This window comes from Pontibacter diazotrophicus, assembly GCF_003367245.1.
GTDB classification, from domain to species: domain Bacteria; phylum Bacteroidota; class Bacteroidia; order Cytophagales; family Hymenobacteraceae; genus Pontibacter; species Pontibacter diazotrophicus.
The window spans coordinates 1-26530 of record NZ_QRGR01000046.1 but is presented as its reverse complement, the minus strand read 5'-3'; the positions used below and the strand labels follow the sequence as shown (position 1 = coordinate 26530).

19 protein-coding genes are annotated in these 26530 nt (G+C 42.2%); 17 read left to right on the top strand and 2 right to left on the bottom strand.

Annotated features, from left to right (window positions below):
* Nucleotides 1-374: 374 nt before the first annotated feature.
* Nucleotides 375-1277 (bottom strand): flavin reductase family protein, encoded by a 903-nt coding sequence (locus tag DXT99_RS25355; protein WP_115568401.1) that lies wholly within the window; start codon nt 1275-1277, stop codon nt 375-377.
* A 910-nt stretch (nt 1278-2187) separates the two neighbouring features.
* Here DXT99_RS25355 and DXT99_RS25350 point away from each other — a divergent pair.
* The 17 genes from DXT99_RS25350 (at nt 2188) to DXT99_RS25275 (ending at nt 24528) form a co-directional block, all read left to right on the top strand.
* Complete coding sequence (locus DXT99_RS25350; RefSeq protein WP_115568400.1) at nt 2188-2976, top strand: polysaccharide biosynthesis/export family protein; 789 nt, start codon at nt 2188-2190, stop codon at nt 2974-2976.
* 12 nt (nt 2977-2988) lie between these two features.
* Nucleotides 2989-5337, top strand: a complete 2349-nt coding sequence (locus DXT99_RS25345) for a GumC family protein (RefSeq protein ID WP_115568399.1) — start codon at nt 2989-2991, stop codon at nt 5335-5337.
* A 358-nt stretch (nt 5338-5695) separates the two neighbouring features.
* Nucleotides 5696-6904, top strand: coding sequence for an MATE family efflux transporter (locus tag DXT99_RS25340; RefSeq protein ID WP_147294309.1), 1209 nt, complete (start codon nt 5696-5698; stop codon nt 6902-6904).
* The gene (locus DXT99_RS25335) at nt 6901-7797 is read left to right on the top strand and encodes a hypothetical protein (protein WP_115568397.1); all 897 of its coding nucleotides are present in this window, start codon (nt 6901-6903) and stop codon (nt 7795-7797) included. The genes DXT99_RS25340 and DXT99_RS25335 overlap by 4 nt, the downstream gene beginning before the upstream one ends.
* Nucleotides 7790-9013, top strand: coding sequence for a glycosyltransferase (locus DXT99_RS25330; RefSeq protein ID WP_115568396.1), 1224 nt, complete (start codon nt 7790-7792; stop codon nt 9011-9013). Before DXT99_RS25335 ends, DXT99_RS25330 begins: the two co-directional genes overlap by 8 nt.
* Nucleotides 9014-9240: 227 nt before the next feature.
* Nucleotides 9241-10440 carry an O-antigen ligase family protein gene (locus tag DXT99_RS25325; protein ID WP_115568395.1) on the top strand — a complete coding sequence of 400 codons (1200 nt, stop codon included), beginning with the start codon at nt 9241-9243 and terminating at the stop codon, nt 10438-10440.
* Nucleotides 10441-10452: 12 nt separating this feature from the next.
* A complete protein-coding gene (locus DXT99_RS25320) occupies nt 10453-11583 on the top strand; it encodes a glycosyltransferase (protein ID WP_115568394.1) in 1131 nt (376 codons plus the stop codon).
* The gene (locus DXT99_RS25315) at nt 11580-12845 is read left to right on the top strand and encodes a glycosyltransferase (RefSeq protein ID WP_115568393.1); all 1266 of its coding nucleotides are present in this window, start codon (nt 11580-11582) and stop codon (nt 12843-12845) included. The genes DXT99_RS25320 and DXT99_RS25315 overlap by 4 nt, the downstream gene beginning before the upstream one ends.
* 13 nt (nt 12846-12858) lie before the next feature.
* The gene (locus DXT99_RS25310) at nt 12859-13473 is read left to right on the top strand and encodes a WcaF family extracellular polysaccharide biosynthesis acetyltransferase (RefSeq protein ID WP_246001041.1); all 615 of its coding nucleotides are present in this window, start codon (nt 12859-12861) and stop codon (nt 13471-13473) included.
* Nucleotides 13474-13524: 51 nt separating this feature from the next.
* The gene (locus DXT99_RS25305; RefSeq protein WP_115568391.1) at nt 13525-14358 is read left to right on the top strand and encodes a glycosyltransferase family 2 protein; all 834 of its coding nucleotides are present in this window, start codon (nt 13525-13527) and stop codon (nt 14356-14358) included.
* Between the two features lie 935 nt (nt 14359-15293).
* The gene (locus tag DXT99_RS25300) at nt 15294-16538 is read left to right on the top strand and encodes a WcaI family glycosyltransferase (RefSeq protein ID WP_220273452.1); all 1245 of its coding nucleotides are present in this window, start codon (nt 15294-15296) and stop codon (nt 16536-16538) included.
* Between the two features lie 547 nt (nt 16539-17085).
* Complete coding sequence (locus DXT99_RS25295) at nt 17086-18480, top strand: undecaprenyl-phosphate glucose phosphotransferase (RefSeq protein ID WP_115568389.1); 1395 nt, start codon at nt 17086-17088, stop codon at nt 18478-18480.
* A 1002-nt stretch (nt 18481-19482) separates the two neighbouring features.
* Complete coding sequence (gene fcl, locus DXT99_RS25290; RefSeq protein WP_115568388.1) at nt 19483-20418, top strand: GDP-L-fucose synthase; 936 nt, start codon at nt 19483-19485, stop codon at nt 20416-20418.
* 9 nt (nt 20419-20427) lie between these two features.
* Nucleotides 20428-21540 carry a GDP-mannose 4,6-dehydratase gene (gmd, locus tag DXT99_RS25285; protein WP_115568387.1) on the top strand — a complete coding sequence of 371 codons (1113 nt, stop codon included), beginning with the start codon at nt 20428-20430 and terminating at the stop codon, nt 21538-21540.
* A 453-nt stretch (nt 21541-21993) separates the two neighbouring features.
* The gene (locus DXT99_RS27245) at nt 21994-22167 is read left to right on the top strand and encodes a hypothetical protein (protein ID WP_181885264.1); all 174 of its coding nucleotides are present in this window, start codon (nt 21994-21996) and stop codon (nt 22165-22167) included.
* Between the two features lie 570 nt (nt 22168-22737).
* Nucleotides 22738-23532, top strand: a complete 795-nt coding sequence (locus DXT99_RS25280) for an outer membrane beta-barrel protein (RefSeq protein ID WP_181885263.1) — start codon at nt 22738-22740, stop codon at nt 23530-23532.
* A 234-nt stretch (nt 23533-23766) separates the two neighbouring features.
* Nucleotides 23767-24528: a DUF4184 family protein gene (locus DXT99_RS25275; protein ID WP_115568385.1), complete on the top strand. Its 762-nt coding sequence runs from the start codon at nt 23767-23769 to the stop codon at nt 24526-24528.
* Nucleotides 24529-24681: 153 nt separating this feature from the next.
* Here DXT99_RS25275 and fahA read toward each other — a convergent pair whose 3' ends face one another.
* A complete protein-coding gene (gene fahA / locus DXT99_RS25270) occupies nt 24682-25953 on the bottom strand; it encodes a fumarylacetoacetase (protein WP_115568384.1) in 1272 nt (423 codons plus the stop codon).
* Nucleotides 25954-26530: the final 577 nt, after the last annotated feature.

Sequence of the window (26530 nt, the reverse complement as noted above, 5' to 3'; positions counted from 1 at the left end):
ACAATCTGCCCAGCCTGCTGATGGGGCAGGAGGCTGTTGAGCAGCTGTACGAGCGGCTCAAGCGTAAAATCAAGAGAAGGAAGGAGGCTGTCAGGCCCGGCAGGAGCTTTCCCAGGGTCCGGAAGCGCAAATACAAATACAACATCAATAAAAGACCTGTCATATAAGCAGCCTTAAGTTGACGGCATTGGGTCGCGACCTGTCCAATCGTTCCCATTTTGTCTGAATCAGGATTTTGAGGATTGGAAGGATTGACAGGATGACTTTTAATTACCAAATCAGCCACTCCTGTTGCATCGGTAAGCTGATGCGGGGACAGGTCGCACCTGTCCGTACAGAAGATGAATAAGATTAAATTGATTAGGTTTGATTGTTTATTTTCCCATCAGCAACAGCACCTTCCAGGCCTGTGCTACCTGGTTGTCCTCCAGCAGCTTTTTGCCGAGCAGCTCCAGTTCCTGTCGTTGTGTCGCGGGGTCATGCTGGTACTTCGTCAGGATATACGACACCAGCGGGTCAGACTTGAAAGCTTCGACTTCTTCGTCTGTGGGCATCTGTGCTGTATTGCCTAAGCGGCCAAGGTTGTTGCCGGTCAGGATGCTGCTGTTGCGGATAAAGTCGGGGAGTTGGTCTACGCCCATGCCTTTGTTGCGGCTGGGCTTTGGCAACTTAAAGATAGCTTCCGGAATGGCATGAAGGTAGTCGTCTCCACCCATGCGGGCCACGGCATTTAGTTTAGCGGAGTCTATTTTTCCGTTTTCATCTAAAATGTTTTCGTTCACGTGCATCAGCAGGACCTCGCAGAGCACCAGGTTACCGGCACCCCCTTCTGTGCCGAGCTTGACCACGTCGGTCACCTTGCACTCAAACGCAACGGGAGCCTCCTGCACTCGCGGCGGCTTTACCCGTACGGATGCGGCTGGTGTCAGGCCTGCCTTGATAAATTCATTCACCCCCAGGTCATACTCCGTGCTGGCCAACGACATTTGCTCCACCATGTCGTAGTTGCCAATGTTGATGACGACTTCTTTGGTGGCTAACACATTCTCCAGGGTATGCTTGCTGCTGTTGTCGCGCATCCGGCTTAAAGGCGAGAAGACCAGGAGAGGCGGCTTAGAGCTGAATAAATTAAAAAAGCTGAACGGGCTGAGGTTGACATTGCCCGCTGTATCGGTGGTGCTGGCAAAGGCAATAGGCCGGGGCGCCACAGCCCCCGACATGAGGGCATAAAGTTCCGAGGCCTGTACCTGCTGTGGATCGATGGTTTTAACTGACATACCCCCAATGTACGCAAATTCATAAATAAAAGTAAAATACGTTTGTGTTAGATTTGTACTTTATGATGATATAATTTGAGGTGGTTTTGGAGGTGGTATGAAACTATATAGAAGGCCTGAATTTAAATTATTTTTATGCTTGTTTCTGATACTAAACAGGCTATGTTTTCCTGAATGCTGAAATTGGACACAAATTTCCCACACAGGCTGCAAAAGAATATACCAGCTGCTCAAAAGACCTCGCAGCGTGCGCAGCTCCTGCGAGCGTCTCTGGTGCCAATTTCCGCTGCTTCGTAGCCACCAAGACGCTCACAGGTCTGGAAGACGCTGTGAGGTCAATGCGGAGAGGAACTGGTGCTGCTTAGCTAGGCACAGACGGAGAAAAAATTAACTTTCAAGAAAAAGTCCCCCTTTAAGGAGGCAGGGGGATGATTTACATCAGCGAACAATTATACAAGATACTATTTGATGCTACTTTCATATAAAATAAGGACGACCTTTCTTCCAGCAGCCTCTCATCCCCCTCACCCCCTTCAAAGGGGGACAAATTTAAGACTGCGTAGCAGCAGTTAGAAAGCCGACATACGACATTCTTTTTTACCTCCCGAAAAAAATCTGTGGAGAAAAACGCAGAAAATCCCTCCGCGCTTCGTTACAAGAATCTCACATAGTTCATTAGTGCTTTATATTGCACTTTTGAAACAGTTGTACTATTCCTGTCCGGTGCCTGTGAGGACTCACTTATCTAAAGTATTATTGTACTCCTCTAAAAATTTTTGTGCAACTATATATGTTTTAAAAAACTATTTCTACACATTTGCAAAAGCATCCTGCTACGCACTTGTTGTTAAAAGGTTGCAGATAGTTTGAGGAGATTTTGTGTCGGCAAGAATAGTGTTTTATATATATAATGAAAATTAAGCTTTTTTACCTTCTGGGCCTGCTGCTGCTGGCTTCTTGCTCTCACCGAAACCTCGCTTACTTAAGCGATCTGCAGGAACAGGCAACATACGAGGAGGGCATTACCAACGACACAGAGCCTAAAATTCAGGCTTATGATCTCCTGAGTGTCTCCGTCACCAGCTTAAATCCCGAAGCAAGTGCCTTGTTTAATACCGGACAGGCAGCTGTAGCAGCTAGCATGAGCAATTTCAGCATCGCCTCCAACACCTCCGCGAATAGCATATACAGAGAAGGTTATTTGGTGGATAAAGAAGGTTTCATTGATTTTCCTGTTTTAGGGAAAGTGAAATTGGGAGGTCTTACGAAAGCCCAGGCGAAGGAACACTTTGTTTCTGAACTAGAGAAGCACCTGAAAGGGCCCATTGTGAACGTCCGCTACCTGAACTACAAGGTAACGGTGGTAGGAGAGGTAAATAGGCCGTCTACCTTTACCATCCCCTCTGAAAGAATAAACATACTGGAAGCGCTGGGTATGGCCGGTGACATGACCGCCTTCGGGAAAAGAGAGAATGTGCTGGTGATACGCGAAGAGAATGGAATACGAAAAGTAACACGATTGAATTTGAATAACAAAGACGTACTGAGTTCGCCCTTTTTTTACCTGCAGCAAAATGATGTGGTGTATGTAGAGCCAAGTGAAGCGAAAGAGCTACAGTCAAGTACAAGAACGTACTATCTGCCTATTGCTGTTGCGGTTGTTTCAGCACTCAGTATTGTGTTGTCAAGATTATTTTAATATCAGTAAGCCATGACAGAGAAAGGATTATTTCAGTTTCAGCCGGAAGCGTCAGAGGAAATAGATCTAAAAGCTTTGCTTTTTAAGTATATGCGCTATTGGTACTTATTCCTGATGGGCGCTGTGATTGGCCTAGGTATGGCTTTTTTGTACCTGCGTTATACCACCCCGCAATATAGTATTAAAAGCAAGGTGCTGATAAGAGATGATAAAAAAGGGGGAGACTTATTAGGAAATTCGGCTTTCGGTGAGCTGGATATGTTTAAGTCCACGAAGAACATCGACAATGAGATAGAAGTACTAACCGCCGTTAGTTTAATGCAACGCGTACTGACAGAGCTTTCTTTACAGACAAGCTACTACAAACCAGGCAATATTCGTGATGTGGAATTATATGGCGAAGAGCTGCCATTGAAGGTCATTGTGTCTAAACTGGATTCTGCTGCTTACGGAAAAAGCATTGTGCTTCATGTAAAAGATAACAACAGCTTTGAAATAGAGGAGGAAAATGAGGCAGTTGTGTCTGAGCACCAGTTCGGACAAGAAATCCAGAAGGCTTATGGTACTTTTACCGTAGTGGCGGCGGCTGGAGCTTCGTCTCCTAGTAGTCCAAAAAATATTGTCGTGCAGTTTATTGATATTCGAAAACTGGCGAACGCTTATAATAGCAGACTAAGCATTGAGCCGGTAAATAAGAACGCCAGTGTGCTGATGATCAGCCTGGTGGAGCCCGTACGGAAAAAAGGCAAAGACATCATCAATAAACTGGTGGAGGTATATAACAAAGAGGCTGTTGAAGACAAGAATTTAGTAGCTTCTAATACTATCCAATTCATAGACGAACGCCTGACGTTCCTGACAACAGAGTTATCTGATGTGGAGAAAGACGTAGAAAAGTACAAGCGCCAGAATGAATTGACGGATGTGAGCTCAGAAGCGAAGATGTTTGTTGAGCGGGCGAGCGAATACAATAAGCAACTGGCAGAGTTTGAGATACAGTTGGAGGTTCTGAATTCAATAGAAAAATACCTGCGCGGAAAAGGACAGCAATACCAACTGGTGCCCAGCACACTCAGCATACAGGATCCCACCTTGCTGGGCCTGATCGCAAAGTTTAATGAACTGCAACTGGAGCGGGAGCGCATGCTGCGGACCACGCAGGCGAATAATTTGCTCATACAGAATATCAATGACCAGTTGGCGAACCTGCAGGTGAATATCCTGGAGAACCTGCAGAACATTAAAAGGGGACTTGTTATTACACGTGACAACCTAAAGACTAGCATGGCTTCTTTTGAGTCGAGGATACAGCAGGTGCCGTTAATTGAGCGGGAGCTGCTTGAAATACAGCGCCAACAGGGCATTAAACAAGGGCTTTACCTCTACCTCCTGCAAAAGCGGGAAGAGTCTGCCGTATCTCTGGCAGCAGCTGTGTCCAACTCCCGCGTACTGGACCCTGCCATGGTGGGAGATGAACCTGTGAAGCCGAAAAAGATGCTGGTCTACCTGCTGGGCTTGATGATGGGCTTAGGGCTCCCTTTTGCCTGGATCTTTGTGCGGGATCTTTTGAACGACAGGGTACAGGAGAAGAAGGAGGTAGAGCAGGCAACCAAAATCCCAATATTGGGTGAAGTTGCTCATAATAAAACGGGTTATGCTGTTGCTGTAACACAGGATAACAGAAGTCCTGTGGCAGAAATGTTCCGGCTCATACGTACCAATCTTCAGTTTGCTACAGCGGGCAAAGAAAATAAAGTGTTGCTGGTTACCTCGAGTATGAGTGGGGAAGGCAAAACTTTCTTTAGTATCAACATAGGGGCAAGCTTAGTTCTGACAGGAAAAAAAGTGGTGATATTAGGGTTCGACCTCCGAAAGCCAAGATTGCTGCAGGAGTTAGGTATACCGGAGGGACCAGGAATAACAGATTATCTGATCTCAGATAAATTATCTGTCGATGATATTGTGAAACCTTCTACTGATGTACCAGGTCTATATGTCGTTGGCTCGGGGCCTGTTCCGCCTAATCCGGCTGAGTTGATGATGAGTCCTAAAGTGGGGCAACTGCTTCAGCTCTTAAAAGGAAACTTTGATCATGTCATCATCGACACAGCCCCGGTGGGGCAGGTGGCCGATGCCTTCACGCTGGCTCCTCACATCGATTCGAGTATTTACATAGTGCGATACGGCTATACACACAAGTCACAATTAGAAATTATTGATGATGTGTATAAGCATAAAAAGCTGCAGCATCCTATGCTTGTGCTCAATGATGCCCAAATGGGTAATAACTATGGTTACGGCTATGGTTATGGGGAGAAACCTAAAAATAGTAAGAAGAGAGGAGCAGTAGCGATCCTTTAACACATTGGATCACTGAAAGGAAATAGTGGCTGAAAACAGTCTTAAGAGAATACAGAATGAATAGCTATTTTCAGAAAGGGTGAAGTTAAGATAGCTAGGAAAGCTTCCATCACATTATGAACAAAACCAGCTAAATGAGTTTTATAAATTGATTTGTTAACCTGTGAAGGCTAATAAATATAAGCTTATATACAAGAGGATCAGGTATATACAACAAAATATGTTACTTTTAGCGACAATAAGAAACGTAAAATTTTCCTTACAAGGGAAAATAAATGCGAGCGATAGGAGTAAGAACTTCTTATTGAACACAGTCCTTAACTTTTTGTCTAAAGGAACAATCATAATAATTAACCTTATGCTTGTACCTCTTTTGCTAAAAGGCTTAGGAGCCGAAAAGTATGGGGTTTGGCAAACAGCTCTGTCTGTAATTTCTCTTGGATCTTTACTGAACTTTGGCTTAGGTAACGGGCTTAGAAACCTAATTACTCAATTAATTATTAAGGGAGAGAGCGATCATATAAGTATAGCAGTTTGGGCTACAGTGAAGACAATGAGTAAAATTGTCTTAGTCGCATTGTTCCTAATTATACCTTTGTTTCTGCTATATTTTAGTCCAAGTATGCTTTTTGCTAATAACAGCATTACTGGCTCGGAAGTTACAAATAGCATTACAATATTCATCTTCTTCTTTTTAATAAACCTGGTTCTGGGTTTGTCAAATTCTATAGCTTTAGGATTTAACAAAAGCTACTTGACAGGGTTTGTTCAAGCACTTTATATAGCTGGATGTTATTTAGCCTTATTGATTTTCAATAGATTCCAAATGCTAAATCTTATATCCGTAGCTATAATTTTCGGGGGCTTTCAAAGCATTTTGTATTTGATTTTCTTCTTTTATCAGACATGCCTTTTTAAGATAAATGTTAAGTTTAAGGGAAGTTATAGCTTAAGTGAAACATATAATCTATCAGGAAAATTCTTTCTCGTGCAAGTACTCAGCCTCTTGTATTTATTGATAGATAATTTTGTAATATCAAGAAGCCTGGGTGCAGAAACGACTGGAGAGTATTCGATAGTAAATAGAGTTTTTTTTACATTGATCAATGTGTTTTCTATTCTGTTGATACAGTTTTGGAGCAGTGTAACTGAAGCACAAGAAAGAAAAGAAACATTATGGATCACAAAAGCGCTCAAGCTCTTATTTTTAGCTTCGATAGGTGTTTTTATTGTTAGCTTGATCGTTTCTTATTTCAAAGATTGGTTACTAGGGCTTTGGTTAGAGGATAATTATACAGTAATCACTTCCCTTACCTTTTACTTGTTTGCAGTTTACACGCTAACGCACTGCATTAATGCTATTTTTATAAATCTTCAAAATGGCCTAGGTGAATTGAAGCTACAAATCTTTTCTACTCTGATAGCGCTTATTATTTATATTATAGGATGCTTTGCTTTAGATATAAGCAAAGTGGGGTATAACTATTTGATAGTTTTGAAAATTGTAGGCACATTGGCAGCAATATTAATTAACAGCTTTATCTTAAAAAAAGTACTTCATAAATGATCACACTAGTAAATTTTGCAGATTCCGGTTTTAGAACGCAGCAAAGATGGAACTCATTATCAGGTACACTAATTGGAGGCTTTGATGAGGTAATAGAGTTTTCCCCTTCAGACTTAGATTCTGCATTTCGTAAAGAAGCTGACGAAATGATTAAACAAAGCACTAAAGGTTATGGTAATTACTGTTGGAAATCTTATATAATTAATAAAGCATTAGAAGTTGTAAAAGAAGGAGATTTCTTATTTTATGCAGATAGTGGGTCCATCTTTATCAACAGTGTCAAGCCGCTTATAAAAGTTTTAGAACGAAGCGGTAAAAATATTATGTGTTTTAGTCTTGCTCTAATTGAAAAACAATGGACCAAGAGAGACGCATTTATATTGATGGGGTGTGACGAGAAAAGATTCTTGGAAACGGCCCAGATAATGGGAGGTTTCTTGTTAATTAAAAAGGGTAAAGAAAGCGTAAACTTTTGTAAAGAGTTTCAGCAACTATCTCTTGATAGTAGGATAATATCAGACCAGCAAAACATCATGGGTAAGAAGAATTACCCTGGTTTTATTAGCCATAGACATGACCAGTCAATACTAAGTCTGATGGCTAAGAAATACGATGTACTTATCTTAAATGATCCAAGTGATTATGGTATTTTCCCGGAAAGAATATTGCATAATGATAATTTCTTATTTGATCCTGAAAGAATGAACCCTTCAAACAACACTATAGGAGTTAAGCTTCTGTCAAACAGAAAAGTTCACCCTCTTATATATCTTTTAAAATACATTATGAGAATTTCACTACTTAAACTTGGTGTTAGTCTTTCTAAAAAAGTAAAGAATAGGCATGTAGGTGGGTATAAAAAAGAGCTAAAGGAAGATAAAGCACATGCATGAAATAAATAGGCCAAGTACTATTATCTATGAAGGAAGTGCAACAGGGCATAGAAAAGAATATATTGAATACCTTTTAATTCACTTACAAGCAAACCCACAATTAAAAAGTAATTATCTTTTCATGCTTAATGATGAGCTAAAGCAACAGTTGTCAGAGGAAATAGAGACTGTTGGTGACCTGCTTATATGTGAAATAAGTATGGAGGGAGCACCAACAAAACTTTTAGCTAGAGCATATTGGGAGTGGCATAAAATAGAAAAAGTTATACTTGATACACCAACAATAAATACAATACTTTTTATGAGCTTTGATGGGTATCAATACTTAGTACAAAGCCCAGTTTTTACGAAGCACAAATTAAAAGTTCAAGGAATACTATTTCAGCCTTACCATCATTTGCCTTCAGTAGAAGTTAAAGATATTGCTTCATTCAAGTTAAGATTAAGAAAGCTTCGGAAGTTCACTGTTATCTGGAGCTTAATTAACTTAAATAGGAGGGTGAACAAAATATATATATTGAACGATGAAGAAGGAGTCAAGAAGTTAAACGCTGCTCTTGATACAAGGGGTGAGAAGGTGTTTTACTATTTACCTGACCCCATAGATACTAGGAATCTACTCGATGTTAATACAGAAACATGCGTACGTATAAAATATAGTATTTCTAGAAAAAGACAGGTGTTATTGTTATTTGGGAGAATAGATGAGAAAAAAAATTTAAATAATATATTAGACTCCTTAGCTCTTTTCTCAGAGGATGAGCAAGCTAAAATTGCTTTAATTGTAGCAGGAACATTCGTAGATGGCAAAGCGCAGAGCATAAAATGTGCTATAGCTGCTACTCAGAATAAAAACCCTAAGCTACAAATTATAATAAGGGATGAGGTGATACCTAATTATGAAATGGAGCAATTGTTTAAAGCATGTGATATAGTATTAATGCCTTATATTGATTTTTACAGTTCTAGCGGTGTAATAGGGCATGCAGCTAAGTACAAGAAGCAAGTAGTGGTTTCATCATCAAGTATTAACAAGAGCATAGTAGAAATATATAACTTGGGCGTTGCTGTCAATCCATATTCTCCTTTAGAGATAAAAGATGCAATTGCCTTTCTTGTGACTCAATTGAATTCGTATAATAAATCTAATGATAAATTAGATTATTTTATCCAAAATCATAATTATTCATCTTTCGGTAAGTCTATTTTAATATAATAAATTATTATAGCTTTATGTAGAAGAATAGTATTGATTATTATCACTATCCAACTTATAGAACGAAGTACATAATTAATTATTTCAATATATTAAAAAGCGCAACAGGAATGTTAGGATAAAACGGCTAAAGTATTAAAAACCTTTTGTTTAAAAAACACAACTATTTTAATATAGCAACTACTGGGAAAGAATGGGGATCAAGAATTAATTGCAGTTAACTTTATATGAAGAGAATAAATATATGTTCTATTTTATTGTTGCTAGTATTTATTTTGCACTTTACAATTATTCAAGCTTTTGTGCCTGATGTAACAGTGTTATATTATGCTGTTCTTTTTTCTTGTCTATCTTTAGTTCTTTATAAGAATAAAAAAGTAAAAATTTTGTTTCCTTTACTCCTTGTTTCTGGAGCATCTTTGGTTTTTAGTACAGGCTTACTACCTGGGGCTTTTTTTAGATGGGTTTCTTGGATTGTATTAATATTAGTGGCTGCGCCAGTCCTTCTAAATAGTAATATTATCTTATTTAGGAATAAATTGTGGTGGTATAAAATGTATTTATTTGTCTTTATTACTGTTGTTTCTTTTGTATGGATAATTTTTCGCTTACCAAATTATGGTGTTAGTGAATTGTATACAGGAGATGGAAAGTATTTTAGAAGTGGGGTAACTCAACATGAAATGATTTTATCTCCAATTGCATCAATTGTATGTATTTTTGCCATTTATAATTTGTGTTACAAAGCAAATAGTAGACTGTTGCACTTTGCTTATAGCTTGTTGTTTTTAATTTCAGTTGTTACAGTTTTCATGGCAAGTTCCAGAACCAGTATAGCTGGTTTACTTTTTGTGCTTCTCTTTATTTTCTTTTCAAAATTTAAAATCTTAATAAAAACAATAATTAGAAGGTTTGTACCCTTTATGCTTATTGTTTTGTTTTTTATCACTCCGACGTTAATTCTTGTGAGCTATGAGGCTGATAATTTTATAGTAAACAATACACGTTTAGAAAATAAAGGCACCAACAATTCTAGAGAAGAGTTATGGAATGCTAGGATTGAAGATTTTAAGCTTAACCCAATAACGGGAGCTGGTTTTCACTCTGTTTCGAAAGAAGTAATACAAAAATACAATTCTGGAGCTAATAAAGAAACTGGAAGTGTAGAGTTTGGATCTTTTTATCTGGAAGCTCTGTCCACAATGGGTGCATTAGGATTTGGGGCTCTTTTATACCTTTTATTAAAAGTTGTATTCATTGGATTAAGGCATTTTGATGTTCAGGATGGCCGACTGTATTTTTTCGTATTTGTTTTTATGTTGTTCCATTTTTTTGCTGAAGCTCATGCTTTTGCGGCAGGATCGGTACTTTGTCTTTTTACTTGGCTTTCAATATCCCAAGTTTATAATCTAAGATTACAAAAGTAATACTATTTATAAATGATAGCCATTATACAACCTTTTGTTCCTCACTATAGGACGGATTTCTTTAATAAACTAAGCCAAAAGATAAAACTTGATCTTTATTGTTATCAGGGACAGGATAAGCTAAAAGCAAGTAATTTCTTCAAAGGAAAAGTCAAAGCTTCACCTTTAAAGGCAATCGCCATAGGGCCTCTCTTAGTCTATAATCCATTCGCACTCCTTGACAAAAAGTATGATACCCTTGTCCTGATGCTGCATTTTGGACATTTAACAACATGGTTGATACTTTTGTTAAAGCCCTTGCTAAAGAAAAAGATAATATTATGGGGACATGGAATATCTATTAAGAGGTACATTAAAGAGGAATCAAAGCCAAACATTTTCCTTAAGTGGATGATTGGCTTATCAGATGGTTTGTGGGTTTATACAGACAAAGAATACTATTTATGGAACAAACAGTTCCCAAAGCTGAGTATTACGTCATTAGGCAATACGATTTCTAACGTAGAAGATATTGTCAAGCTTAGCGATGAAAAGAATAAGCGGGACCTTAAATTGGAATTTAAAATTTTTCAACCAAGAGTTTTAATTTATTGTGCCCGATTCAATGAGCCAGGAAGACGTGTAGATTTATTATTGAAATTGATAGAAAACCTTGACCCTGAAAAATATGCTTTTATCATAATTGGGGCGGGAAGATTGAAGCCTGATTTTATAAAGTTTAGGCATGTCTATGATTTTGGGGAAGTATATGAAAGGAATTTAAAGGAAAAACTCTTTAATATAGCTGATGTTTATTTTCAGCCTGGTTGGGTAGGTCTCTCAGTTGTAGAAGCTATGGCTTATGGAAAGCCTGTATTTACTTTTGAGCGATCAAAGGACGTTTTACAGTGCGTGGAGTATCATTATATTAAAAGTGGTTATAATGGGATGATATTTAAAACATTTACTGAATGTTTGGAAAGAATAGTCTCTTTGACTGAGGCAGAGATAGATCAACTTAGCAGTAATGCTTTAGAATTTGTAAAAAAGGAATTAACAATGGAAAAAATGGTTTCTCAGGCTTTTAGGTTGTTAGAGGATGTTTGTAAAGGAGTTGATCCGGAAGTTTATCAACATCATAGCGGAATAAAGTCTAAATCATGAATCTGCTGCATATAGTTAATGAGATGGATCCAAAGTCTGGTGGAGTTTGCCAAGCTGTGCGATCTATTATTTCAGGCCTTGAAGATTTAAATACCTATAATGAGGTAGTTAGCTTGGATATGTTTGATGCCACCTTTTTAAAAGATGAACCTTTTCCGATTCATGCACTTGGTCGTGGAAAAGGGGCCTGGTCATACAGTAAAAAGCTCTTACCTTGGTTTCTTGAAAATCTTCCTCGTTTCGATGTCGCAATACTCCATGGGTTATGGCTTTATAATGATTTTGCCTTACACAAAGCATTAAAATTTCATAAAGCTAATGCGTTACCACCAGTAAAATTACCAATGGTTTATGCTATGCCACATGGCATGTTAGATCCATATTTCCAGAAGTCTAATGGCAGAAAATTAAAAGCGCTTAGAAATTGGGTCTATTGGAAACTGATAGAAGGGAATATTGTAAATGGTGCGGATGGTTTGCTCTTTACATGTGAAGAAGAGAAACGCCTTGCTCAGATTCCCTTTAAGCCTTACAGGCCAAAGCGTAAGATAGTGGTTGGCTTAGGAGTAGAAGAGCCTCCAACATTTACTGAAGCCATGCGCGGAGCTTTCCTTGAACAATGCCCTGAGCTTCAGCAGCAGCCTTTTGTCCTTTTCCTCAGTCGAATTCATGAGAAGAAGGGTGTTGATCTGCTGATAAAAGCTTACGCTGAGGTAGCCTGTAAGATGGTAACAGCAAAGACAGAATCTGTTTTTGTTGCAGGTATCATGGGTGGAGAGGTGGATAAAACTGAAAGGATATCTTTGCAGTTTCCTAAATTGGTTATTGCTGGTCCTGGATTGGATTCACCTTATGGGGAAAGGATGCAACAAATGGTGGCCGAATCTAATGAGCTGAAGAATGTAGTTATTTTTCCGGGTATGTTGACCGGGGATGCAAAATGGGGGGCGTTTTATGGTTGCGAGGCTTTTATACTACCAAGTCACCAGGAGAACTTCGGTATTGCCGTAGTGGAAGCGCTGGCCTGTGCTAAGCCTGTTCTGATATCGAACCAGGTAAACATCTGGCGGGAAATAGAAGCTGTAGGAGGAGGCTTAGTAGCTGATGACTCACAGGAAGGAACCATTGCATTATTAGAACAGTGGCAGCTTCTGTCAAAAAAGCAGAAACTGGAGATGCAGCATAATGCAAGAGGTGCATATGAGAAGTTTTTTGCAATAAGACCTAACGTAACCCGGCTTCTGGACGCGATAAGTTTCTGATCAATATAAAGTTATGAATTTAAATTTTAGCTTACCTATCATTTATACCATGCATAACCAAAATACAGTAACGGGACCTTCGTTTTCCCTGAAGAACCGGTTAGGTAGAGTTGTATGGGGGATTGTAGCGATATCGCTGTTTCGCTTTTCTCCCAAACCCTTGCATGGGTGGCGAGCATTCCTGCTTCGATTGTTCGGTGCTAAGATAGGGCGTAGCGTACATGTGTATCCCCACGTTAAAATTTGGGCTCCCTGGAACCTTGAACTAGGGGATCAGTGTGGTGTAGCAAATGGAGTGATTCTTTACTCGCAGGGCAGGATCATGATTGGCTGCCGGGCTGTCGTATCGCAGGGAGCACACCTGTGTGCCGGAACACATGATTATACGCTTCCTGGCTTCCCGCTTATTACGAAAACCATACGCATCGGCGATCACGCATGGGTTGCCGCAGAGGCTTTTGTACATCCGGGAGTAACAATAGGAGAGGGCTGTGTGATAGGCGCACGTTCTGTCGTAACAAAGGATATGCCGGCATGGATGGTTTGCTCCGGTTTCCCTTGTAAACCAATCAAAGAAAGAATGGCAGAAGAAATCAAGAGTGACTTCCTGAGGTTACAGGTTAACTAACAGAGACAGGTTAAGCATAAAAGCTGCACTGACACGAACTAATAACTTATCATGACTACTTCACTTGATTTGACCATTGCTATTCCGGTAAGAAATGAGGAGAGAAATTTACCTGGATGCCTGAAGGCAATCGGCTCTGATCTGGCACGTCAGATAGTAGTGATAGACTCCGGCAGTACGGATCATACAAAAGAGATTGCCAGGCAGCATGGGGCAGAGGTAGTGGATTTTGTGTGGGATGGAAAGTTCCCTAAAAAGCGCAATTGGTTTTTAAGAAACCATACACCCGCTACAAAGTGGGTGCTGTTTCTGGATGCTGATGAGTACCTGACAGACGAATTTAAATCAGAGCTACGAGAAGTTTTAAAGAGAGGTGATAAAGTCGGATATTGGCTAAATTACACTATCTATTTTTTAGGCAAGCAACTGAAGGGTGGATATCCTTTAAAAAAACTGGCACTTTTTCGTGTTGGAGCCGGAGAATACGAGCGGATTGATGAGGACCAGTGGAGCAAGCTGGATATGGAGGTGCACGAACACCCGGTGCTTCAGGGTGAGATTGGCGTGATCAAAAGTAAAATTGATCATCAGGATTACAGGGGCGTTTCCCACTATGTCATCAAGCACGACGAATATGCCGCCTGGGAAGCAGGACGGTTTCTTAAATCATCTAACGATACCCAAATTTCAGGTAAATGGTCATGGAAGCAAAAGCTGAAGTACCGGCTGATGAACAGTGTGTTGATTGGTCCAGCTTATTTTTGTGGTAGCTTTTTTCTTTTAGGCGGCTTCCGGGATGGTGCCAGAGGGCTGGCTTTCGCTATGCTGAAAATGGCGTATTTCACGCAGGTTTACTGCAAGATTCAGGAAAATAAAACCCGTTGATAAAGTAGTGGCTCTGTAGTACATTTCCAAAATATAAAATTCTGCAGCAGGATAAACAGATCACAATCACATTAAAAGACTCCTAACACCTTCTTGAAATTAACGAGAGGAGTTGAAATGCCTTTCTTCACTATTTGTTCTTTGAGACAATCAACACAAGCGAAAATGCTTTGTCGCTTGTATGCCGGAAGTCAAACTACCCATTCTGTCATCTATCCTGATTTTTGCTCTTTACTTTCTCCTCCAACATCTAACTTATGAAATAGTGTAGTGACTAAGCTTTTACCTTAAACTTACAAACCTCCTACTGAAGCTTTCGCTCCTGTTGTAAAATGGTGCATACTGCTCTTTCATAAAAATGACAAGCCCGTGAATAAGCCTCACTTCGAAAAGGGACAAAATCTAAACATGCTGTAAGTGCAAAATAGTGTACAACTAAAGTATGAATCTTTCTTTGTACCTAATCAATAAGAGTTAAAATTTAAGCGAATAAGTTTAGGGCTACAACCTATTCACTTACCTCTCCTGCAGCAAATCTTTAGTAGCACATCCCACCACCTCAACCTAGCTGCAATAAAATTGGCTCCAATTTTATACTCTTTATAAATATAAGTTTGCTATTAATTAAAGTATTAGCATATTGCACTATAATTATTGCAGTATCTGCTTGCTATGGGTGTTTTATGCCTTATAAAGCCTCTGCTGAAGTTTTGTTGTTTACCTGTAGCTGGGGTATATAGTTTGTATACTATTGACTTTTATAAAGTTATGGCTACACCAGGGGAAAAGAGGGGTATTGCATTCAATCTAAATTCAGGAGCTAATAATTTTTAAAATATAGTATTTTTTATATTTATATGATATCTGTATGATGCTAACTTTTACTTTTTGTACTTCCAATGCTACAGCCTAAAAATCAAAAGAAGAGAATATTAGTGATTGGGTACAATTTTTACCCGGAGCCTACTGGCATCGGGAAGTACAGCGGCGAGAAGGTGCATTGGTTAGCCAAAAACGGATATGACTGCTCGGTTATCACCACTTATCCTTACTACCCTTACTGGAAAGTACAGGAGCCCTACCATAAAAACAGGCGGTGGTATAAAACAGAAATAAAGGCGTTTGCATCAGGCGGTAAAATAACGATTCATAGGTGCCCTACTTACGTACCTGAAAATCCATCAGGCTTGAAGCGCATGCTGCTGGATCTTTCTTTTTTGATTTCTGCTTTCTTTAAGCTGCTGCAGTTAATGCTCGGTCCTAAATACGACTATGTCCTGACAGTAGTGCCGTCTTTTCAGTTTGGCATACTCGGCATACTGTATAAAAAGATACGTGGGGCAAAGCTCTACTACCACATACAGGACATGCAGATAGAAGCCGCCCGGGACTTGCAGATGATAAAATCGGAGCGGGTGATCAGGACCTTGTTTAAAGTGGAGCGGTACATCTTCCGGCAAGCCGACGTGGTGAGTAGTATTTCGGAGGGAATGATCCGGAAGATTGAGGAAAAGGCAAACAAGAAGGTAATGGCTTTCCCCAACTGGGCAGACATCAACCTGTTTCATCCGCTGGAGAACCGCAGGTACCTGAAAAAGGAGTTTGGCTTCAAGGCGTCTGATACTATTGTGCTCTATTCCGGGGCCATAGGGGAGAAGCAGGGGCTGGAAACTATACTGTATGCAGCGCAGGAGTTGCAGGAGATGAAAAACCTGAAGTTTATGATCTGCGGCTCTGGACCTTACAAAGAAAGGCTGAATGCGCTGGCAGAAAGCTTAGGTCTTGCGAACGTGATTTTCTTCCCTTTGCAGCCTTTCGAGAAGTTTAACGCTTTCCTGAATGTGGCGGATGTGCACCTGGTGATTCAGAAAGCCAATGCCAGTGACCTGGTGATGCCTTCTAAACTGACCACCATCTTGGCAGTTGGGGGAGTAGCCCTTATCACAGCCAATAAAGGAGCAGGCCTGCACACACTGGTAGCAAAGCACAACATGGGCATACTGGTAGACGCCGAGAACCAGCAGGCTTTAAATGAAGGTATTCTGAAAGCCATACTGGAAGACAATCGAGTGATTGCCAGCAACGCCCGGGCTTATGCCGAAACAAACCTGTGTATCGATAAAATTATGCAACGGTTTGAAGCCTCGCTTGTGCAAGAAAAGGTTGCTGTGGCCAAGTAAGAGGTGGTCATTTTGGCAACAGCCGTACCGTTAAGTTATTAACGAAGACGCCTTATCCTGTCTTATATCTTTTAAATTCATTGTTATACTGGTTCAGTGTTGTCTTAATAAACTAGTTAATTGTCCCCTTGAGGGGACCGTAGGGGTGTAAAGTTTAGCAGTAAGGCTCCTGCTACTAAGCTACAGTTGTTTATCAGCACATGTAAACACCCCTCTATGAGCTACGCTCGCAACTCTAAAGCTCTCGCTTTAGGTTGTCCTCAAGGGGAGAATTTTAATATTAGCCTTTTCCAGAAATTTATAAGGCAAGAACGCGCGCCATAGTAGCCCGGTGGGGTTGGAGGCAATGCCGTCCTTTATGCGCAGCACCTGATTGATATTGCTCTTTCAAAGCATGCCACTACGGCGCATTTGACTTGAATTCATTAGCTTCTGTAAGAGAAACCGACTGTATATACAGGTGGGTTAGATAATATATTAAGTATATCTATATATGTATTTATGATTTTATTCTATTTTTGTACTTTCCTTTAGTGGGGTAAAGCTTATGGTACACAGATATACTACTTTTTCGAAGGGCTTAAATATTATCATTGACTTTTTTCTGCTGAATGTGGTGCTCTACGCTGGGTTTGTGATTGAAAACCAGCAGTTGATAGGGCAGAATATAACGGAAAATTACAAACTGGACTTTTTGTTGCTGAACCTGATTTGGTTTTACTGTGCCAATGTCAATAAGTTGTATGAAGACATCTTCAGGAGGGATGCCATTCCTACCATAAAGCTTACCATCAAGGCCTTGGGTATGTACTTTCTCATAGCCGCCCTGCTGAAGGCCGCTATGTTGCAGTTCGATTTATCCTACACCTTTACAGCCTATGCCTTTCTGCTGTTTGCCATACTCCTGCTGCTTTGGAAAACGGCTTTTCTGCTTATCCGGAAGCCCACACGCTGGTCGTTGGTAAAACATAAAAAAATAGTGATTGTTGGTGCCGGTTCTTTAGGAGTGGATCTGTATAACCACCTGGAGATAAACAAACAGTATGGCTACAAAGTAGGAGGCTTCTTTGATGATGACCTCTCACTCAGAGACAAAGGCATGCCTATATTAGGCCGCATTGAGGACTGCCTGTCATTTGTAGAGCAAAATGGCATTGCGGAAGTGTATTGCGCCCTACCGGATGTTGCCCAGGACAAAATTAAAATGCTGATGCGGGAAGCTGACAGGCGCATGATTCGCCTGAAGTTAGTGCCTGACGTGAAAGACTACTTTAAAAAGAACTTTATGGTGGAGATGTACGGCCACCTTCCGATACTGACCCCCCGAAGAGAGCCTTTAGAAGACAAAGCGAATGAAACGCTGAAAAGAATTTTCGATGTAGCGTTCTCTCTATCGGTGCTGGTCTTTTTGCTAAGCTGGTTTATTCCTTTGATGGCGATCATCATCAAGCTGGATTCAAGAGGGCCTGTTTTCTTTAAGCAGCTTCGTTCCGGGAAAGATAATTTACCCTTCTATTGCCTTAAGTTCAGGAGCATGAGCGTGAACTCAGATTCTGATAACAAGCAGGCGAGTAAAGGTGATGCCCGCATTACGCGTGTAGGTGCCTTCATCCGGAAGACCAGTATTGATGAGCTGCCCCAGTTTATCAATGTGCTGTTAGGGGACATGTCTATTGTTGGTCCCCGGCCTCACATGCTAAAGCATACAGAGGATTACGCACTCATAATAGAGAAATACATGGTGCGCCACTTCCTTACCCCTGGCATTACGGGCTGGGCACAGGTAAACGGGTACAGAGGAGAGACAAAGGAACCGGAGTACATGGTGAAACGCGTGGAAGCCGACATCTGGTACCTGGAGAACTGGTCTTTTCTGCTCGACCTTAAAATTGTAGTCCTCACGGTGTGGCAGGCCATCCGCGGTGATGAAAAGGCGTTTTAAGGAGTTTAATAGTTGTTGACTCAAGTTGGGGTTTGGTAACTGTATCAAAGAAATACCCACCCCTTACCCCTCCGAGGAAGGGATTTTCACATGAGAGTAAAAATTCCCCTCCTTGGAGCTAATCTTGTAGGGAAAAATTCAGAGGCTTTAGAATAACTAAAATCAGCAAATATTTCTTCCTTTTTTGTCATCCTGGAAGGATCTTGTGGGCAAGCCGCAAAAGCTTAACCTCCCGGGGGTTGGGGCCCTCTATTTCTACCAAGATTCTTCCAGAATGACAGTTGGTTTTTGTGCTTTTGATTCCTTCTGTTTTTTCCCTATAAGATGAGCCTTGGAGGGGCTAGTAGGGGTGGGTTTTCAGCATTAGGCGTCACTTAATTCTGAGTCATGCAACTTGCATTTGATTATTCTTTTGTTTCGGGGTTTCAATCCTGAACAGCGGTAAAATATTTTTCAATATCATGGTAGAAGGCGCAGGGATGTTTCATTCTAGGCGATTCTCCCCTTGAGGACAACCTAAAGCGAGAGCTTTAGAGTTGCGAGCGTAGCTCATAGAGGGGTGTTTACATGCGCAGAGAAATTACTTGAAACATTTTCCTAGCTGTTTGCCTCTGAATTAGACACCCCTTGAGCTACGCTCACAAGCTACGAACTCGCGTTCTTGCTTGTCCTCAAGGGGATAGTTTTTTGAATGAAACGGCTCTGCTACCCACGGGAGGTTAAGCCTTCGCTACTGGCCACAATATCCTTTACAGGATGACAAAAATGGAGATTGAAACGGTCCTACACTCAAAAGAAAAGGGCAATCACTACTGACGCAGGGTTCTGTATAGTAATGTAGCATCTGAAAGAGCCTAGGAATCAATGAGCAACTACTTTCCTGGAGGAGCACTAGATGTTAAGCTGCAGGTGTAAAACTTGAGAATGTGTAATAAAAAACCAAGTTTATCTCTGCGATTCTGATTTTAATGATAGATTTGTGTTTTATAAATTTTATATTTTATGAATAAAGATGCGAAGGTATATGTAGCCGGACATAGAGGGATGGTAGGGTCTGCTATATGCCGCACGCTGTTGGCCAACGGCTATAAGAATATAATTACCCGCACCTCCTCCGAGCTAGACCTACGGAACCAGCAGGCTGTTTCTGAGTTCTTCGCTGAGGAGCAACCGGATTATGTTTTCCTGGCCGCAGCGAAGGTAGGCGGTATTGTGGCTAACAATACCTACCGGGCAGAGTTTATTTATGATAACCTCATGATGGAGACCAATGTCATCCACTCCGCCTATAAGGCAGGTGTCACAAAGCTGATGTTCCTGGGTTCTTCCTGCATCTATCCGAAGCTGGCGCCCCAACCGCTGAAGGAGGAATATCTTTTAACAGGAGAACTGGAGCCGACAAATGAGCCTTACGCCATCGCGAAGATAGCAGGTATCAAACTCTGCGAAGCTTACCGCGACCAGTACGGCTGCAACTTTATTAGTGTGATGCCTACAAACCTTTACGGTTATAAGGATAACTACCACCCGCAGAACTCGCACGTGTTGCCAGCCCTTATCCGCAGGTTTCATGAAGCAAAGGAGGGTGGAGCCGAAACGGTGACTATCTGGGGATCCGGAAGTCCGCGCCGGGAGTTCCTTTTTGCCGATGACCTGGCCGAGGCCTGCCTTTTCCTGATGAACAGCTACGATGGAAGAGAATTGATTAACATTGGCACAGGCGAAGACGTGACCATTAAAGAACTGGCCTTGTTGGTTAAAGAGGTAGTGGGGTATGCGGGAGACATTGCGTTTGATACGAGTAAACCGGATGGTACGCCCCGCAAGCTCATGGATGTGTCGAAACTTCATAGCCTTGGATACAGGCATAAGATAGAATTGAGAGAGGGTATAAAAATGGCGTATGCCGATTTTAAAGAAGAGTTTATTACAGCTTAAAATACAGAAATGAAAACTGCATTAATTACCGGCGTTACTGGGCAGGACGGAGCTTACCTGGCAGAACTATTATTAAGTAAAGGGTATATGGTCCACGGCCTCAAGCGCCGCAGCTCGATGTTCAATACAGAACGCATTGACCACCTGTACCAGGACCCGCACGAGAAGCACATCAACTTTAAGCTGCACTACGGCGACCTGACGGACTCGACGAACCTGATTCGCATTATTCAGGAGACGCAGCCGGATGAGATTTATAACCTGGCGGCCATGAGCCACGTGAAGGTAAGTTTCGATATGCCGGAGTACACCGCTAATGCAGATGGTATCGGTACATTGCGTATTTTAGAGGCTATCCGTATTTTAGGTTTAACAGAAAAAACACGCATCTACCAGGCGTCCACCTCTGAGCTGTATGGTCTGGTGCAGGCTGTTCCGCAGTCAGAGACAACACCGTTCTACCCCCGTTCACCTTATGCCGTGGCCAAGCTTTATGCTTACTGGATTACAGTGAATTACCGCGAGGCTTACGGCATGTTCGCCTGCAACGGTATTCTGTTTAACCATGAGTCCCCGCTGCGTGGCGAGACCTTCGTGACTCGCAAGATTACACGTGCCGCTTCCCGTATCGCCCTAGGCTTGCAGGACAAAGTATACCTGGGTAACATGGATGCCAAGCGCGACTGGGGGCATGCGAAAGACTATGTAGAAGCCATGTGGCGCATTCTGCAGCAAGACGCACCTGAGGATTTTGTGATTGCTACCGGCGTAACTACCACCATCCGTGACTTCGTGAAGATGGCGTTCGCTGAAGTTGGCGTAGAAATAGAATTCAGAGGAGAGGGTGTAGACGAGAAAGGCTATGTTGCCGCCTGCACTCACCCGGATTACCAATTAGAGATAGGCAAAGAAGTGGTATGTGTGGACCCTGCTTATTTCCGCCCAACAGAAGTAGAGCTGTTGATTGGAGACGCTACTAAATCCAAGACAAAGTTAGGCTGGAAGCCACAGTATGATCTGCCAGCTCTAGTTCAGGATATGATGCAGGCTGATCTGGAGCTGTTCAAGCGTGACACCTATTTAATGGAAGGTGGCCATAGAGTTCTGAATTACCACGAGTAAGAACATTGGTCATTTAGCAGAGAACAGTTAACAGTTGCTGACAGCAGCCAAGGCGCTTTTACCTGCTCTTTTAGACTAATAAATTATGAAAGTTTGCTGCTGGGGATTAGGAAATCTCCATGTGCCGAAATTTCTGGTTTAAGAAGTTTGCAATCTTTAAAGCTGTTCCGGACGTCCGTGTCCGGAACTAAGCCTACTGCGGACATCCTTGTCCGCGTGACAGGAAGGGTAGTTACGGGGACAAAGATGTCCCCTTCAGTTGGCTTCAGGACTGAGAAGTCCTGAAGAACGATATAGGTTAGTGTTTTGATGTTCAACTCCACTACTGGTGACACGGGACTTGCCTATTAAATTAACCTCATAGAAGACGAAAACAGAAAAGGCAGGCTTACTAGCCTGCCTTTTCTGTTTTCGTCTCTCCCTGGCGCAAAGCCTCAAACTTAAGCCAGGGAAATGGTGAATGATACACCCCTACCTCGTAGGGTAGGTCGCGACCTGTCCACGCATCAGCCTGAAGATGAGACAGGGCAGGCTGAATTGGTAATGAATATTCATCCTGCCAATCCTTCTAATCTTGAAAATCCTGATTCAGATAAAATGGGAACGATTGAACAGGTCGCGACCTAATGCCGTCAACTTAAGAGAATATTTGCTGCTAACATCTCCCTACGCCCTTGCTGTGTCTTTTGACCAGCAAGCAAGTTGTTGGTGAAAACACACAACAACGGCAGCGTTGTTCTTAAGTTGACGGCATTGGGTCGTGATCTGTCTCTACGAAGGCTTTGGATTAGAGCAAAGCTGTGGAATGCTTTGCGAAGCATACTTTCCATCAAACTATGGAGCCGGATAAAGTGGTGAATTTGCACCACATATGAGGCATAAAATTAAGTCATTGCAAAGCAGTCCTGCCTTAAGTGGATAATCACTGTCAACAGAGGAGCCAGACATTAATCTCTAATCATTTTAGCAAGAGGTTTAGTATTAGACGCTTAGTAATTATAACGCTATATGATGTCATGCCTCTGGTGTATAGCACAATGCATGAAGTGGCACACTGCAGTATTTTATGGGGAGTTTTATTGTAAATGATATTGGATATTTTTTTTATCATCAATAAAACTATATATTTACATGCATAAATATTGTAAATACAGCAACCTGTTTCTTATACATTCATCTATTAATGCTGCAATACCCATGTTTCAGAAAGCAAAATTCTTAACTGCGCTCCTTTTTTCCTTTTTAATTGCAGCAGTTAACGTACAGGCACAATCACACAAGCCGAAGTTCAGGTCGCAGTACAACATTAAAAAGCGGAGCATCTATGGTCCGAAAGCCTCTCCTGGATTTACCTTTATAGCAGGAACAGGTTTATCGGTGATGAACAGTGACAACAGGGGGCATAACTTTGGCGACGATGGCCTTCGACCACTCAGGAACAATGGCTTTGGGCTAAACGCGAATGTAGGCGTGATGTACATGTTTTCGCCTATTGTAGGTGTGCTGGGCAGCTTCGATTATAACGGCTTTAAAGCTACTGAAGGTGAGACGGGCAACAAAGATATTTCCTTTGAATCACAGGTCTTACAGGCTTCCGGGTCTCTTGTTGTTAACTTAATTGATGGATACAGTGGCTTTGGAAGTAGCAGGCGCAAGAGCAAACTGATACCGTATGTAAAAGCAGGATTAGGCGTAGCGCGCTATAAAGCGTCCTCTTATCTCAAGGATGAAGATGGAACACTGCCTGCCTTAAAAGACTACCCATCAGTTGCAGCGGTTGTTCCCATAGGAGCGGGGCTTAATATCCAATGTTCTAAAGAGTTTAGTGTAGCACCGGAATTTAACTTTACCTTCACTTCAACTGATTACCTTGACAACATTGTGAACGAGGCGGGGTATTCAGGAGAGAATGACCATTTCTTAACTACTTCAGTTAAAGTTTTATACACACCGGATTTTAGAGGGAATAGATTCCGAAAAAGTAACAGATAATACTCAGTTAGAAGTTATAACTGGAGATGTAAGTTTATTCTTGCTGATTTTATAGCGTAGTTCCAGGAATAGTTTTCTGAATCAGCAGCATAATAGATACCATAAACACGTTAACCAAGAGAGGGCAAGCTAAGCAGTTTGCCCTCTCTTGATTTTAAGAATATGCTTCATAACCATTGTACCGTAGGTACAGTATTTGTTGAACAGCATCAATACATCCATAGCGTTTAAGCAATGCCATTTACTTTTTCTCATCCTGCCGCTGTTTTACCTTTCAGGTATCTGCCCAAAGGGTGGTCTTCTTTAACTGGTCTGGTGATTGGGAGCATGGCACCGGACTTTGAGAAGTTTTTTAACATGCAAGGAGGCAACAGCTACAGCCATACCTGGGGAGCGATATTCTGGTTCTGCCTTCCGTTAGGAATTGTACTGTCTTTTTTGTTTCACCTGGTAGTTCGTGACCCGCTGATAGACAACCTGCCTGCCTTTATGAGAAAGCGATTGGCCCGGTTTAAGGAACTGGATTGGGTGGTTCATTTCAAAAAGCACTACCTTCTAATCATTGTTTCCATAGTAGTCGGGGCTGTAACGCATCTTATCTGGGACGGTTTTACTCATAAGAATGGTCCGGGGCAAAATCAATTTACCTTGTTACCAGCAAGCGGCGGCCCCAGTGTGCTGTCCATGCCTCTTTTTTATGTTTTGAATATACTGAGTTCAGTTGTTGGTCTGGCTATTGTGCTGTATGCCATTCTGAGGTTACCTCCAAAGGATATTCCTGCAGATAAAGAAAACAGGACTATAGCTTACTGGCCTGTTGTTATGCTCATTATCTTAGTTATTGTCGTTGTCAGAATTGTATTCGGACTAAACTTGAATGAAGTCTTGCGTATGGAAGGAGATTTTTGGGATTTTGTCATCACAACGGTTGCAGCTATTTTTATTAGTCTGTTAATAGCACCAATTATCTTACGATTGGTCTCTTTTAATAGATGACGTCCAGCAAATCTGTTAAACAAAAAGTCCTAGCGGGACGACCTATTGATAGCATTCAGTTCCATAACAATACAAGCTCCAGCGGAGCGGCCTGTTTAAACATCCCAAACAGGCCGCTCCGCTGGAGCTAAAGACTTGCCTCAGCCCTTAAACCTATAAAGCTGGTAATATCTTTGTTTTTACCTCTCCAAAACCTATCCGGATACCGTTGTGCTCGCCGTATGCGCGCATGATGACGGTATCATGATCATTAATGAACTGGCGTGTGGTGTTGTCTGGCAGCAGCAGCGGCTGCGTGCCGCGCCAGGTTAGTTCGAGCATAGAACCGTAGGAGCTTCTGTCGGGGCCGCTGATGGTGCCGGAGGCATAGAGGTCGCCTACCTGAATGTTGCAGCCATTGCTGCTTTGGTGCGCCAGCTGCTGGTTTATGTTCCAGTAAAGGTATTTATAATTAGAGCGGCTGATGCTGTGCTCGCATCCATTTTCAGGCTGTAGCAGCACCTCCAGTTGTATATCAAAGTTCCGGTTGCCCAATACCTCCAGGTAAGGCAGCGGCTGTGGGTCCTGTTCCGGCCCCTTTACCCGGAATGGCTCCAGTGCATCCAGCGTCACCACCCAGGGCGAAACAGAAGAGGCAAAGCTTTTAGCCAGGAAGGGCCCCAGCGGCACATACTCCCAGGTCTGTATATCCCGCGCCGACCAGTCGTTGAACAGCACGAGGCCGAAGATATAATCATCTGCCTCATAGGTGGTGATGCTTTCGCCTAAAACAGATTCTTTGCCTGTGATAAAGGCCACCTCCAGCTCAAAATCCAGCTGCTGGGTTGGGCCAAAAGTGGGAGCTTCTGCATCCGTCGCCTTCGTCTGTCCCTTTGGCCGGTAAATATCAGTGCCCGATACCACAATAGAGGAGGCGCGGCCATGGTAGCCTACGGGCAGGTGTTTCCAGTTTGGCAGCAGCGCGTTCTCCAGGTCACGGAACATAGAACCTACATTGGTGGCGTGCTCCATGCTGCTGTAAAAGTCTGTATAGTTCTGCACTTTTACCGGTAGCAGCATCTCTGCCTCACTTTGTTTCACCAGGCACTCCCGTATTAGATTGCTGTTGCCGCTGATTTCTGTATTGTTGTTCTGGAGGAGTTCTGAGATACGGTTGCGTACCGCCCGCCACACAGGTTTGCCTAAAGAGATGAAATCGTTCAGGTAAGGGCGGTGGAATACGTTTGGGTCCAGGTCAATCAGCACAAAAAAATCATGCTGGCCCAGCACGCACAGGTCCAGGATATAGTCCCCGATGGCCACTCCCACACGCGGGTCTCTTTCAGGGGTGGTGAAGATACCGAAGGGTAGGTTCTGGATGGGAAAATTGCTGTCAGGGGCTATTTCTATCCAGGAGTGGAGATCCGGATCGTTTGCTTTGATCATGTTGTCCGTGCGTCAGGTTATGTGTAAATATAGCCTTTTTGCCTTTGAAGGGAAAGTATAAATGCAGGTTGATATACGAATAAAGGTATGTTGATTTGAAGTTACCCCATCGAGGAAGAATAGAGCAGACATCAAAAGGATTAAAACATACATAACACGAACTGTCTACAATGCAACTCCTAAAATGCGATTTAGAACAGCAGGTTCCCCTCCCTGGACTCTAAAGCGGGGGCTTTACCCCCAGGAGGGGTAGGAGTGGTTGGACCCGGTAAAGCAGAACGGGGACTAGGAAGTCCCCGGCAGTTTGGTTCCGGACAGAGATGTCCGGAACAGCGGTAATTATTATGTTATTCTATCTATCGTGCTTCGTACGGGCAGGTCGCGACCCAATGCCGTCAACTTAAGGCTGCTTATATGACAGGTCTTTTATTGATGTTGTATTTGTATTTACGCTTCCGGACCCTGGGAAAGCTCCTGCCGGGCCTGACAGCCTCCTTCCTTCTCTTGATTTTACGCTTGAGCCGCTCGTACAGCTGCTCAACAGCCTCCTGCCCCATCAGCAGGCTGGGCAGATTGT

Coding starts and splice junctions, on each gene's coding strand:
- DXT99_RS25355 (WP_115568401.1), bottom strand. CDS start 1,277: ATGTCAGTTAAAACCATCGATCCACAGCAGGTACAGGCCTCGGAACTT.
- DXT99_RS25350 (WP_115568400.1), top strand. CDS start 2,188: ATGAAAATTAAGCTTTTTTACCTTCTGGGCCTGCTGCTGCTGGCTTCT.
- DXT99_RS25345 (WP_115568399.1), top strand. CDS start 2,989: ATGACAGAGAAAGGATTATTTCAGTTTCAGCCGGAAGCGTCAGAGGAA.
- DXT99_RS25340 (WP_147294309.1), top strand. CDS start 5,696: ATGCTTGTACCTCTTTTGCTAAAAGGCTTAGGAGCCGAAAAGTATGGG.
- DXT99_RS25335 (WP_115568397.1), top strand. CDS start 6,901: ATGATCACACTAGTAAATTTTGCAGATTCCGGTTTTAGAACGCAGCAA.
- DXT99_RS25330 (WP_115568396.1), top strand. CDS start 7,790: ATGCATGAAATAAATAGGCCAAGTACTATTATCTATGAAGGAAGTGCA.
- DXT99_RS25325 (WP_115568395.1), top strand. CDS start 9,241: ATGAAGAGAATAAATATATGTTCTATTTTATTGTTGCTAGTATTTATT.
- DXT99_RS25320 (WP_115568394.1), top strand. CDS start 10,453: ATGATAGCCATTATACAACCTTTTGTTCCTCACTATAGGACGGATTTC.
- DXT99_RS25315 (WP_115568393.1), top strand. CDS start 11,580: ATGAATCTGCTGCATATAGTTAATGAGATGGATCCAAAGTCTGGTGGA.
- DXT99_RS25310 (WP_246001041.1), top strand. CDS start 12,859: ATGAATTTAAATTTTAGCTTACCTATCATTTATACCATGCATAACCAA.
- DXT99_RS25305 (WP_115568391.1), top strand. CDS start 13,525: ATGACTACTTCACTTGATTTGACCATTGCTATTCCGGTAAGAAATGAG.
- DXT99_RS25295 (WP_115568389.1), top strand. CDS start 17,086: ATGGTACACAGATATACTACTTTTTCGAAGGGCTTAAATATTATCATT.
- fcl (WP_115568388.1), top strand. CDS start 19,483: ATGAATAAAGATGCGAAGGTATATGTAGCCGGACATAGAGGGATGGTA.
- gmd (WP_115568387.1), top strand. CDS start 20,428: ATGAAAACTGCATTAATTACCGGCGTTACTGGGCAGGACGGAGCTTAC.
- DXT99_RS27245 (WP_181885264.1), top strand. CDS start 21,994: ATGGTGAATGATACACCCCTACCTCGTAGGGTAGGTCGCGACCTGTCC.
- DXT99_RS25280 (WP_181885263.1), top strand. CDS start 22,738: ATGTTTCAGAAAGCAAAATTCTTAACTGCGCTCCTTTTTTCCTTTTTA.
- DXT99_RS25275 (WP_115568385.1), top strand. CDS start 23,767: ATGCCATTTACTTTTTCTCATCCTGCCGCTGTTTTACCTTTCAGGTAT.
- fahA (WP_115568384.1), bottom strand. CDS start 25,953: ATGATCAAAGCAAACGATCCGGATCTCCACTCCTGGATAGAAATAGCC.